We start from the raw sequence: 11965 nt of genomic DNA, 5'->3' as shown, positions 1-11965 counted from the left end.
AGTAAAAACATTCTTCCGCCTTGAGGCGTTTTATAAACAGGGCTAAGACCTGCATAAAACGACAAAACGACTCTCCAGGCCTGCAAGGCCCCCTTCCAGGGGGCGGTGCTCTATACGGATACATCCGACTAATTGAGCCACACTGTTTACACAATGTTGCCAAGCACCGTAACAGCGAGCCCGAAAAGCGGCCCGCAGGGTTCGGGCCGGTTCCGGCGCGGGACGGCCGCCCCCGGAAAGTGCTATCATATAAATATGATTATTGATGACGAAAAACTGCAACGAACTTTGGAAAAAGCCAAGTCCCACACGGACTCCGAAGTGACGGATATTTTAAACAAAGCCCGCGAACTAAAGGGCATTTCCCTGGAAGAAGCCGCCGTACTGTTAAACATCACGGACCCTAAACTTCTCAGCGACCTTTTCAACGCCGCCAAATACGTCAAGGAAGCCATTTACGGCAACCGCATCGTACTTTTTGCACCGCTTTATATTTCCAACATCTGCACCAACGAATGCATTTACTGCGCTTTCCGCCGTTCCAATACGCAGTTAAAACGCCACGCCAGCACGCAGGAAGAAATCCGGCAGGAAGTTACCGCCCTGCTGCAGCAGGGCCATAAACGCATTTTAATGGTGGCCGGCGAAGCCTATCCCGGCGGCGGCCTCCAGTATGTGTACGACAGCATCAAAACCATTTACGACACCCGCTGGAACGGGCAGAACATCCGCCGCGTAAACGTCAACATCGCTCCCCTGACGGAACCCGAATTTGAAGAACTCAAAAAATGCAATATCGGCACTTACCAGCTGTTCCAGGAAACGTATCATAAAAAAACATACGAACAGCTGCACATCGCCGGCGCGAAAAAAGATTATCAGTTCCGTTTGGACGCGATGGACCGCGCCCTTCAAGCCGGCATCAACGACGTTGGCATCGGCCCCCTGCTGGGACTTTACGACCATAAATATGAAATTCTGGCGACGCTGGAACACGCCCGTTATTTGGACGAAACTTACGGCGTCGGCCCGCACACGATATCCATCCCGCGCATTGAACCGGCCGAAGGGTCCGACTTCAGCCAACATCCCAACGACGTCATGTCCGACGACGACTTCAAAAAATGCGTCGCCGTGCTGCGTCTGGCGGTGCCGTATACAGGCATTATTTTAAGCACGCGCGAATCGCCGGCTATGCGCAACGCCTGCCTGGAGCTGGGCGTATCGCAAATCTCCGCCGCGTCCCGCGTCAACCCCGGCGGCTACTCGTATGATAAGCAAAACGGAAGTCAGTTCACGCTGACCGACGACCGCAGCCTGGCCGAAGTGATTGATGCGGTGGTAGACGCCAAACATATGCCGTCTTTTTGCACGGGCTGTTACCGCCTGGGCCGCGTAGGAAAGGATTTTATGGATATGGCCAAGCCGGGCCTGATTAAAACGCACTGCCTGCCCAACGCCATGTTTACGTTTGCCGAATACCTGGAGGATTTCGCCCCCGCGCCGCTAAAAGCCAAGGGCTATGCGCTGATTGAAAGCACGACCAAAGAATCCTTCCCGGAAGGTTCGCCCATCCGCCGGCTGATTGACGGCAACCTGAAAAACATCAAAGCCGGCAAGCGCGACCTGTACTTTTAAACGCCGCATACAAAAAACCCCGGGGGCTTCCGTCTCAAAACCGAAATCTTCCCCCGCATCCGCCGGGTAAGAACCGTTAGCCAGATAATAAAGCTCCAGGGAATTTTTTAGATTTTTTACCATAGGCATCAAAGCCGACAGCCGGCTTTTGGCAACCGCCGCCTGGTATTGCGGCAGCGCGACAGCCGACAAAATACCGATAATTAAAACGACCACCAACAGTTCTATAAGCGTAAATCCGAGACTTTTCTGCATGGGATATATCCCCCTATTTATATAAGTTGATATCCCCAATTTATCAAAAAAAAAAAACAAATCAACCCCCTTGCCGGGGGTTTTCAACAGATACAAAAACCCCGCCCTTATCCAGGGCGGGGTTTTTCTCATTTAAGATAAGAATTAGAACTTCACGAGCATACCGATCTGGCCTTTCGTGTTGTCCTTGCCGGAACCATCAGCTTTGTCTTCCGTGCCATATTTGGCATAGCCAACGCCCGCAAACAACTCCACATATTCATTGTGGGCATATTTAGCGGTCAAGTCAGCTTCCAACGTGGCGGCATGATGGGCATAGCGGTCCTGGAAGGAGAAGCCGTCCAAGGCGAAAGTCCATTTTTCAACTTTATAGTCAATACCGACGTTGAACAGTCTCAAGCCGGCATCGCCATAAGCGCCAAACACATCTCCGTGCAACACATCGCCGAACATAATGCCGGGTCTGTAGTTACCGAAGGACCAGAAGTCGTTGGCAGAGTATACAAACGCCGCGCGCGGGGTGAACGCGTCCAGGTTGATGGCCGCATCAAACTTAGCCATATAACCAGCGTCTTTCGGTTCTTTGACGAGTCTGTCCCCTCCGAAGTTGCGAGCATATTCGCCGCTCAAGGTAAACGCTTCGGGAGCGAAGGTTACTTTCGCACCGTAGAAACCGGCGTTTTCATATTCTTTGGTTACGCCGTTATCATCGTATTCCACCATATTTCTGAAGTCATAACCGTAGATTTGCGCGGTCAGCGTATCAGTCAGGTTAAGTTTCAGGTCCGCACCATAGAAGGCGGCAGAATCGGTAGTCAGGCCGGTGCCCGCAGGAGCCATGTCCGTAACGAGTTTACCGGCGATAAGGGTGAAGGTCTTGAAATCGTCGCTGTACGCGAGTTTCACGGCATCCACCGCGTTGGCGAGGTTTACGCCTTCAGCGTTGTAATGAGTCGGCCCGAAATACATCACGGCGCTGTTTTCGTCGCCGTAGAACTGGCGGCCGACGGTCGCTTCTAAGCAGCAGAACAAATTGGACAAAACGACATTCGCTTCAACTAAATTAACGTCCTTCCAATAGCTGTCAAGATTGGAACCGCTGGTACCGCCTCTATCATTGACAGTGCCGGCGTTGCCCCACATATTGCCGTATTGGAACAGCAGGTTGGCTCTCACGTCTTCCACTAAGTCAAAAGACGCACCGGCCAACACGCGCACATTCGTGCCGGAGTTAAACATTTTCGCTTCGTTGGTTCTTACGTCAGAACCAATTACCTGAACTTCCCCTTTCAGGTCCACATTTTTCAGTACATCCGCGCTTGCGGTAACAGGCCACGCCATAGTCATGACCAACAGCAAGCCAAGTAGTTTCTTCATGTTACTCCTCCTGTGTAATTTTAAACTACCCTACTCTCTCATTAAAACTTTTTAGTCCCCGCTTTTCAAGTCCTTTTGAAAATCCGGCTTGACAGGTCTTTGCATAACTGGTATTCTATTGTCCCCCGTCTAAGCGTCCAGCAAAAAACGCTAAAAAACACGTCTAAGCCCGACGAAAGACCCCATTTCCCATGAAACTCCCCGGGCTCACGCCCGGGGTATCTTTTGTTCCAAAATCTCAGCTTCGCTTGATTTTGCCCCCCGCTAAAAGGAAAGGATTTACAAATTTGGCCGTCATCCCGGCCATGGAGCCGGGATCCAGTCTGTTTAATAAGAAAACTCCGTTTTCTTGCGGCGGGATACACACTCCATCCCTCGGGCTTACGCCCGGGGTTTATTGTGAGCGGAATTTATAAAACACCCCCGGCGCGCGCGGGGTGTTTTGCAAGGTATCCATAAAAAATCCCGCGCTGCACGCGCGGGATTTTTTCTATAACGTATTTGCTACGCCCACAAAGCAAGTTTGGTTACTTTGTCGCTTCTTCTTACTTTGGGCTCGCCCACCAGTTCCTGGATATACGCTTCGCACACGTATATTTTGGTGCCGGGGAACAAATGTCCGCCCACCGTGTTATAATCTTTGCCGGACAGCATTACGTGCGCGTGCACGATGGGGCGGTTGTCCTGAATGCTGATGTTGCCGTTAAGACTTAAAAGTTCCATCTCTTCGTTAATGACTTTTTTGTCGTATTTCTTTTTGGTTTGGTCGTAAAAGCCGACGGTGGCGTTGGAAACGGACCCGACCACGTTCACCACGCCGCACTTGACTTGATTGTCGTGGCAAAAATCAGCGAGCGACTCCAACAAATCCTTGCCCTTAGGAAGTCTGAAAATATACGTCCTGCCGGTCAAGTAAGGTTTTTCTTCTGCCATTTTATTCTCCTCTGGGGCCCTACAGCCAGTTGGCGGCCCGTTTTAAATCTTGCACGTAAGCGCACACGGCGGCGTAGAGGGAATCCCCGTCCAGCCCCGCTTCGGCGTATACTTTCTGCGCCGACGCGCTTCCGAGAAATTCGCCGTTCTTATGCGGAAACAGCGTATGCCTGCGCCCCGCGCGGCTGTGAATCCAACAGTCCAGCGTGGGCAGGGTAAAATCGGTAATGCCCATGGCCGTGCGCAGCAGTTCCGGCGGCAGGATTGCGTCCTGCTCGGCCTGGGTCATCAGTTCAAACAGTTCCCGGCTCGCCACATATACCACGTTCACGTCCGGTCCTTTTTCGTTTAAAGCGGGAAGCAGCTCTTCCACCACAATGCGCCCCACTCCCGCGCCCTGCACGATAACGGTTCCTTCGGCGCGGCCTTTGGCGCGGCGCAAATAGTATACGCCGTTGACGGCTTTAATCGCGGGATCGGCGCCCAGCGCTTCGCGGTCCATAAACGCGTACGACGGACGCACCACAAAAGGCGCAAACACCGCCGGTTTGAGCGAAAGCGCGCGCACCGTAAGCGGCCAAATTTCGTCCACCTCCAAAGGCGTAGCCGTAATGCAGGCTCCTTTGGGGAAATTATCCTGCAAGAGCTGCAGGCTCTGCGGGTCCGCATGCGTGGGTCCGTCTTCGCCCGTGGGCAGACTGGCGTGCCCGTTAAACATAATAAAGGTATTCGGGTCCAGCCCGGCTTCCCGCGCGCATTGCACGCCGATGGCGTGCAGGCGGGCGGCCACGTGTTCAAACGCCAAAAACGCGCCGTACGAAGCCGATACGCCGATATGCCGCCCGAAGGCCGAAATCCCGGTGCAGACGGCGGCCATGCCGTCTTCGCAAATGCCGCCCGCGCTCAAGCGGCGCGAAAGCGGATTGGATACGGCGTTAAAATTGCCGGACGGAAAATCTTTGGCGATTCCCCCCGCGCCCGTGGAACCGTACAAATCGGCCGACGCGGCCAGCACCGTGCCTTTCGTTTCTTTATTTAAGTATGCCAGCACGGCGCCCAGCACACTGCGGGTGGTGTAGGATTTGCCTTTTTCAAACACAAATTCGGCGGGCACTTCCCCTTCAAAAAATTTGGTGTACAGCGCCTTGCAGTCGCCCAAATCCGCGCGGACGGCGCGCTTCTTTTCTTCCAGCTTCCCGGCGGAAGCTTTTAAGCAGTTGGCGGCGTAGGCGGCCGCGGTTCTGTCGGCCTCCAGCGCGCGGCGCACGGTCAGCAAACTTTCCCAGTAAAATTTTTCAATGTTTTCGGCATTCTTCTCCCCTTCAAAACGCGGGAAGGTTACGCCGAAAGTTTTTTCAAATTCGGCCAAAGACCGGTAAAACCCGTCGGACGCAAACTTGTGGCCGGCCCCGTGAGACGCCTTGCCTTCAATGCCGTAGTGCCAGCCCTTGACGGTGCGGTACACAATGGCGGTCGGCTGATGGTTGTCCAGCTCCGCCGCCAGCCGGTGCGCAATATGGATTTGTTTAAAATCGTGTCCGTCCGGCACGCGGATGACGTTGAAATCGTGGATATAGAAAAACTCCATCGGGTTCCACTGCACATAATCGCCGGGGTGTTCCCCGTCCGCCGTTACGCGTTCGCTTTCAATGGAAGCTTCGTTCCAGTCCAGGTGGAATACGGCGTTTTTCAGCTGCGCGGTGGCGGCCATGGCGGCGGCTTCACTCGCGCGGCCGGCGGTCAGCCCGCCCTCGCCTTCCACAATATGCACGGCCGGGCAGTTTTCCCCGTATGCGTCGGCGGCGGCCAGCGCCAGGCCGACGGCGGAACCGTCCCCCACGCCGCTCGCGCCCGTGCTGGTGCGCACGAACGGAATCAGCGGTTCGGGGTGTCCGCCCAGCGGTTTGACGTTAAATTGTTTAAACAGCGGCGTTCCCTGCATTTTATTGTGGCGGAAGCCCAATAAATCTTCCAGGCGCAGCTGCAAAGCCGGGTCTTCCGGCAGCAGTTCCGGCGCGGCGATGCGCGCACATTCGTTGCGCAGGGCCCACATCGCGTAAAGCCCCAGGGCTTTGTGTCCGGCGGCGTAGGAAATGATATCGGCCTCTTCCCGGTGGGGATGTTTTAAATCGTAGGCCATATCTTTATATAAAAGGTGTTCAACAAACCGTCCGCTTGAAATGCTCCCGCCCGGATGGCCGGAGGTGGGCACATAATTGTATAAAAGGGACACCAGCGCGCGGTACGCCGCGTCCAGGCGTTCCAGGCCCGCCGCGTCTTCGGCGGATAATTGGTACGCCGGATTATCCAGATAATCCGTTACGTCTGCAAAAACGCCTCTTTTCTTACCCAATTCAAAAGTTCGGCTCATAAGTTTATCCTATACGTCTATAAAGTAATGTCTCCCAGCCCTTCCTGCGCCGCCGCATAGGCCAGACGGAATACGTCCGCCACGTCGGCCTTGCTCACGATTTCCACGTTGGAGTGAATGTTGCGCGTGGGGATGGAAAGCCCGCAGGTCGGTATGCCCGTTTTGGACAGGTGCACCGCCCCCGCGTCGTTCCCGCCGCGCGGCGCTACGCGCACCTGGCGGCGAATGCCGTTTTTGTCGCAAATCTGTTTTAATTTTTCAAACAGCACCGGGTTGGTAATGGTGCGCGCGTCCAGCGCCGTAATGCCCGCGCCGCCGCCCAGTACGGTAATATAATCCTGCGGCGCGCAGCCGGGGATGTCCGCCGCGCCCGTCGTATCCAAACACAGGGACACGTCCGCCTCCACGCCAAAAGCCGCCGTGGCGGCGCCGCGCAGGCCGACTTCTTCCTGCACCGTAAACACCGCATACACATTATAAAAAGGATTTTTTAAAGCGCGCACGATTTCCGCCAGCACAAATACGCCCGCGCGGTTGTCCAGCGCTTTGGCGCAGATAAGCCCGTCGCCCAATTCTTCACAGCTCCGGTCCAGCACCGCCCAGTCGCCCGCTTCCACGCGTTTTTTGGCTTCCTCGCCGCTCAGGCCTATATCAATAAACAATTCTTTTACGCCCACGGCCTTGCCGCGGTCGGCTTCCGTGGTGATGTGCGCCGGCTTGGTGCCGATTACACCCGGCAGTTCGCCTCCGCGCGTCTGCACGCGCACCCGCTGGGCCAGCAGGGTGCGGGGGTCAATTCCCCCCACCGTTACAAAACGCAAAAATCCGCGCTCGTCCACATGATGCACCATCAGCCCCACTTCGTCCATATGGGCGCAGAAAAGCAGGTTTTGGTCCGACGAGCCTTTTTTATAGACAATCAGGTTGCCCGTCACGTCGGTACGCATATCGTCCGCATAAGCGGAAAGCAGATTTTTTAAATACTGGCGCACCGCATTTTCACGGCCGGCGATGCCCGGCAATTCGGTTAAGGTTTTAAGAATAGAAAAATCAAGTTTTAAGTCCATTGTGTTCACTTTTTGACAGTAAAGGTATCTACATTATACTCACAAACCTCCTTTTTTGCAAGCTTTTTCCGACGGTACGCCGAACGCGCGCGCCCGCGCCGCCTGTGCGGGCGGCGGCGGTTAACGGGCTAAAACGCCCGCCAGGCGCGAACCCGCGTGCCGGGGCGCCGGAAAAAATTGTAAAATATACGGGACAGAATTTATTTTCAGGAGGCTGTTCAATGACCGTTTCTTACAAAGAACTGGGTTTGGTTAACACCAGAGAGATGTTCAAAGACGCGATGGCCGGCGGTTACGCCATTCCGGCTTACAACTTTAACAATATGGAACAACTGCAGGCTATCGTTACCGCCTGCGTGCAGACCGGATCTCCGGTTATTTTGCAGGTTTCCAGCGGCGCCCGCAAATACGCCAACGCCACGCTTTTGCGCTGGATGGCGCGCGGCGCGGTGGAAATGATGAAAGAACTCGGCAAACCGGTGCCCCTGTGCCTGCACCTGGACCACGGCGACACCTTTGAGCTCTGCAAAGACTGCATTGACAACGGTTTCTCTTCCGTGATGATTGACGGCTCCCACCTGCCGTACGAAGAAAACGTCGCGCTGACCAAAAAAGTGGTGGACTATGCCCACCAGCACGATGTAACCGTAGAAGGCGAACTGGGCGTTCTGGCGGGTATTGAAGACGAAGTTTCCGCCGAGCACCACACCTATACCGACCCCGCCCAAGTGGAAGATTTCGTCAAACGCACCGGCGTGGATTCCTTGGCCATTTCCATCGGCACCTCTCACGGCGCTTACAAATTCAAAGTAAAACCCGGCGAAAAAATCCCGGATTTGCGCTTTGACATTTTGGAAGAAGTTTCCAAACGTCTGCCCGGCTTCCCGATTGTATTGCACGGTTCTTCCAGCGTACCGCAGTGGGCCGTCAAACAAATCAACGAATACGGCGGAAAAATTGAAGACGCCGCCGGCGTGCCCGAAGAACAGCTTAGAAAAGCCGCCAAAATGTCCGTGTGCAAAATCAACGTGGACAGCGACGGCCGCCTGGTGATGACCGCCACCATCCGCAAAATCTTCGCCACCAAACCCAGCGAATTTGACCCGCGCAAATACCTGGGCCCGGCCCGCGAAGAACTGATTAAAATGTACGCCGAAAAGAACGAAAACGTCTTTGGTTCCGCCGGCCGCGTGAAATAAGTTTTACGCCAGCAAAAAATCCCCGGGCTCCCGCCCGGGGATTTTTGTTTGTCCGGCCGCAAACAGGGCCCCCATGCAAACAAAATAAAACACCCGAAGTTCATCCGGGTGTTATGTTTCGGTATCAGTAAAAACTAACCGATGACAGGCGCGGTATACGTGCGGGCGGCCAGTTCGCGGTCCAGCATCAACAAGGCCTTTTTGTCTTCGCCAATCAGCTTGAGCGTGGCGATTAACTGGCGGACATTGGATTCCTCTTCCACCTGTTCTTTAATATACCAGTCCAAAAAGGACAGGGCCGCGCGGTCGTGTTCGGCTTCCGCCACATCCACCAGCGCGTTGATTTTGGAAGTAACCAGCTGCTCGTGTTCCAGCACCTGTTCAAAAATGGCCACCGTGTCTTTGCCCTTAATTTCCGGCTTGGCGATTTCCCCCAGCGTTACTTTTCCGCCGCGTTCGTGCACATAATCGTACATACCCAGGCCGTGGGCGTGCTCTTCCTGCACCTGTACGCCGAACCAGTTGGCAATACCGGTCAAATGAAGTTCTTCAAAATAGGCTTTCATCGCCAGATATAAGTATTCAGAATAAAATTCCGCATTGATTTGCGCGTTAAACGCGTCTTCCATTTTTTTGCTAAACATATTTCTCCTCATGGCCCCTGTACGGGGTTATTAAGAATAATTCCTACCTGATTATTATACATTTTTTAGACGGACGGCTCCAACAAAAAAAGAGCAAAAAGCTTCTTTTGCTCTTTTATAAATCTCCGGCGCGAGGCCCGGCTAAATGCCTTTTTTACGGAAGATTTCCGTTACCCGGTCAAAAATACCGTTGCAATAGGCAATCGTCAGCCCGTAATTGGAAAGCGGCACATTCTTTTCCTTTAATATATCCAGTCGCCGCATAATTTGCGTACGCGTTACCATACATCCGCCGCACTGTACGGCCAGTTTATATTTTTCGGCGTCCGCGGGGATAGGGTCCAAATTGGCCAAGACGTCAAACTCCAGTTTTTTGCCCGTATACTTTTGCAGCCAATTCGGGATTTTGGTCCGCCCGATATCGTCGCACTTGTTGACGCTGTGCGAGCAGGACTCCAAAATAAGCACCCGGTCGCCGTCTTTTAAGCGGTCAATGGCGCGCGTACCGCGCAGGAATGCGTCAAAATCGCCTTTCAGGCGCGAGAATAAAATACTAAAGCTCGTCAGCGGCACGGTGGGCGGCACCACGGAGCTGACGTACGCAAACGCCTGGGAATCGGTTACCACCAGCTTAGGCGTATGGTTTTGGAGGTATTCGCGCAGTTCGGTATCTTTTAGACACACGGCCACCGCGCCGATATCCAGCAAATTGCGGATGGTCTGCACCTGGGGCAGAATCAGCCGCCCCTCCGGGGCGGACGCGTCCACGGGAATCACCAGCACCACTTCGTCCCCGCCGCATACAAAATCGTCCAGAATTACGTCCTGCGAATAGGAGCTTTTGGGCAGATGCTTTTTAATCATTTCCAGCAGGCGGGGCAGCAGCTGGGGCGTCTTGCAGCTGAAATCCAATATGTCCGCACCTTTAATCTCTACGTTTAATTTCTGTAAATCGCTTTTGTTGTGCACAAAGAAAAACGGCACTTTGCGCGCCACGCACGTTTCCATCAGCGTCTGGTCATACGCGTCAAACTGGTCCGCAAATACCAAAATGGCCAGATCCACCTGGTCCAGCGCGTCGTTGGTGCGTTCCACGCGCTGTGCGCCCAGGGCGGAAGTGTCGTCAATGCCGGGCGTATCCAAAATCGTTACCGGGCCCACGCCCAGAATTTCAATAATTTTTTTAACGGGGTCCGTCGTCGTGCCCGGATGCGCCGCCACTACGGAAACGTCCTGTCCCGTCAGCGCGTTTATCAGGGAGCTTTTGCCCACGTTCATTTTGCCAAAAATGCCGATATGCGGCCGATTCACTTTTACCATAATTAAATTATATAAAAAATCTCCCCGCACGGGCTGTAGGGCACCGCAGGCGGCGGTACTCCCCGGCCGCCGGCCGGCAAGGCACGTCCTCGCTGGGTTCCAATAAGGTATAATAAAGGAAAGTCCGTATAAACGAGGAAAATCCTGTATGAACAAATTTGACGTGTACCTGAAAGACCGTGCCAAGCTGGTGGAAAAGAACCTTTCCAAATATATTTCCAAAATCAAAAATTCGCCCAAAATTTTGACCGACTCTATGGACTACTCCCTCCAGGCGGGCGGCAAACGCGTGCGCCCCATCCTGCTGATGGCCGCGGCCGAAGCGTTCGGCAAAAAAGCGGCCGACGTAATGCCCGCCGCCTGCGCCGTGGAAATGCTGCACACCTATTCCTTGATTCACGACGATCTGCCCTCCATGGATAACGACTCCCTGCGCCGCGGCAAACCCACCAACCACAAAGTGTTCGGCGAAGATTTGTCCCTTCTGGCGGGAGACGCGCTGCTGACCTATGTATTTGAAGTATTTGCGCAGAACGGCAAAGTAAAAGCCGTCGGCGCGGAAAACACGTTAAATGCGCTCGCGCACTTTGCTTCCTGCGCCGGGGCTTCCGGCATGGTCGGCGGCCAAACGGCCGACGTATACGCCGAGGGTATGGGCGCGGCGGACGCGCACAGCCTGCGCGCCGACAAACTGCGCAAGCAGTCTAAACCGCTGGCGGACAAAACCCTGCATTATTTTATGCTTCCGTCCTCCGTCAAAGAAACGACGCCCGAAACCATTTTAAATTACATTCACGCCAACAAAACCGGCGCACTCATCCGCGGCAGCGTGGAAGCCGGCGCGCTCCTGGCGGGAGCCAAAGGGGCGGACCTGGCGCATATGAAAAAATACGCCAACTGCATCGGCCTGGTGTTCCAAATCGTGGATGATATTTTAGACGTCACCGCCTCGGCCAAGCAGCTGGGCAAATCCAACAGCGACAAGGAAAACGGCAAGCTCACCTTCGTCAGCCTCTATGGGCTGGAAGGCAGCCGCAAGCACGCCCAGCTCCTCATCGCCAACGCGCAAAAAGCGCTTGATTCGCTTAAAAACGTGAAGAAGAAAAACCTCTGGCCCCTTTACGAGATGGCCGAGTTTTTCAAAACCAGAACTTACTAATT

General features: G+C 54.3%; 9 protein-coding genes and 1 pseudogene. 3 read left to right on the top strand and 7 right to left on the bottom strand.

Going from position 1 to position 11965, the window contains the following annotated elements; all coding sequences use genetic code 11:
* The first annotated feature begins 255 nt into the window (after window positions 1-255).
* Window positions 256-1638, top strand: a complete 1383-nt coding sequence (gene hydG, locus ACQY36_RS01210; protein WP_428072132.1) for a [FeFe] hydrogenase H-cluster radical SAM maturase HydG — start codon at window positions 256-258, stop codon at window positions 1636-1638.
* A gap of 180 nt (window positions 1639-1818) precedes the next feature.
* Here hydG and ACQY36_RS01205 read toward each other — a convergent pair.
* The 5 genes and pseudogenes from ACQY36_RS01205 to ACQY36_RS01185 form a co-directional block, all read right to left on the bottom strand.
* A pseudogene (locus ACQY36_RS01205) lies at window positions 1819-1893 on the bottom strand (type IV pilin protein); the annotation flags it as partial.
* Between the two features lie 144 nt (window positions 1894-2037).
* Window positions 2038-3240 carry a hypothetical protein gene (locus ACQY36_RS01200; RefSeq protein WP_428077395.1) on the bottom strand — a complete coding sequence of 401 codons (1203 nt, stop codon included), beginning with the start codon at window positions 3238-3240 and terminating at the stop codon, window positions 2038-2040.
* A gap of 534 nt (window positions 3241-3774) precedes the next feature.
* Entirely contained in the window at window positions 3775-4203 is a 429-nt protein-coding gene (locus tag ACQY36_RS01195) for a PPC domain-containing DNA-binding protein (protein ID WP_428057502.1), read from the bottom strand.
* Between the two features lie 19 nt (window positions 4204-4222).
* On the bottom strand, window positions 4223-6574 hold the full coding sequence (locus ACQY36_RS01190) for a hypothetical protein (protein ID WP_428077394.1): 2352 nt from the start codon (window positions 6572-6574) through the stop codon (window positions 4223-4225).
* 17 nt (window positions 6575-6591) lie between these two features.
* Complete coding sequence (locus ACQY36_RS01185; RefSeq protein ID WP_428071137.1) at window positions 6592-7641, bottom strand: M42 family metallopeptidase; 1050 nt, start codon at window positions 7639-7641, stop codon at window positions 6592-6594.
* 221 nt (window positions 7642-7862) lie between these two features.
* Between ACQY36_RS01185 and ACQY36_RS01180 the strand changes: the two genes are divergently transcribed.
* A complete protein-coding gene (locus ACQY36_RS01180; RefSeq protein ID WP_428071135.1) occupies window positions 7863-8840 on the top strand; it encodes a class II fructose-bisphosphate aldolase in 978 nt (325 codons plus the stop codon).
* Window positions 8841-8974: 134 nt separating this feature from the next.
* On the opposite strand, the gene ACQY36_RS01175 is transcribed toward ACQY36_RS01180, so the two are convergent.
* Together ACQY36_RS01175 and hydF are read right to left on the bottom strand one after the other, a co-directional pair.
* Complete coding sequence (locus ACQY36_RS01175) at window positions 8975-9484, bottom strand: ferritin (RefSeq protein WP_428077393.1); 510 nt, start codon at window positions 9482-9484, stop codon at window positions 8975-8977.
* Between the two features lie 141 nt (window positions 9485-9625).
* On the bottom strand, window positions 9626-10804 hold the full coding sequence (gene hydF, locus ACQY36_RS01170; RefSeq protein ID WP_428057512.1) for a [FeFe] hydrogenase H-cluster maturation GTPase HydF: 1179 nt from the start codon (window positions 10802-10804) through the stop codon (window positions 9626-9628).
* 148 nt (window positions 10805-10952) lie between these two features.
* On the opposite strand from hydF, the gene ACQY36_RS01165 reads away from it, so the two are divergent.
* Complete coding sequence (locus tag ACQY36_RS01165) at window positions 10953-11963, top strand: polyprenyl synthetase family protein (RefSeq protein WP_428077392.1); 1011 nt, start codon at window positions 10953-10955, stop codon at window positions 11961-11963.
* Window positions 11964-11965: the final 2 nt, after the last annotated feature.

This window comes from Candidatus Avelusimicrobium alvi (assembly GCF_958451995.1).
In the GTDB taxonomy this organism is placed as follows: Bacteria; Elusimicrobiota; Elusimicrobia; order Elusimicrobiales; family Elusimicrobiaceae; genus Avelusimicrobium; species Avelusimicrobium alvi.
This window is presented reverse-complemented; position numbering and strand designations above follow the sequence as displayed.

Coding starts and splice junctions, on each gene's coding strand:
- hydG (WP_428072132.1), top strand. CDS start 256: ATGATTATTGATGACGAAAAACTGCAACGAACTTTGGAAAAAGCCAAG.
- ACQY36_RS01200 (WP_428077395.1), bottom strand. CDS start 3,240: ATGACTATGGCGTGGCCTGTTACCGCAAGCGCGGATGTACTGAAAAAT.
- ACQY36_RS01195 (WP_428057502.1), bottom strand. CDS start 4,203: ATGGCAGAAGAAAAACCTTACTTGACCGGCAGGACGTATATTTTCAGA.
- ACQY36_RS01190 (WP_428077394.1), bottom strand. CDS start 6,574: ATGAGCCGAACTTTTGAATTGGGTAAGAAAAGAGGCGTTTTTGCAGAC.
- ACQY36_RS01185 (WP_428071137.1), bottom strand. CDS start 7,641: ATGGACTTAAAACTTGATTTTTCTATTCTTAAAACCTTAACCGAATTG.
- ACQY36_RS01180 (WP_428071135.1), top strand. CDS start 7,863: ATGACCGTTTCTTACAAAGAACTGGGTTTGGTTAACACCAGAGAGATG.
- ACQY36_RS01175 (WP_428077393.1), bottom strand. CDS start 9,484: ATGTTTAGCAAAAAAATGGAAGACGCGTTTAACGCGCAAATCAATGCG.
- hydF (WP_428057512.1), bottom strand. CDS start 10,804: ATGGTAAAAGTGAATCGGCCGCATATCGGCATTTTTGGCAAAATGAAC.
- ACQY36_RS01165 (WP_428077392.1), top strand. CDS start 10,953: ATGAACAAATTTGACGTGTACCTGAAAGACCGTGCCAAGCTGGTGGAA.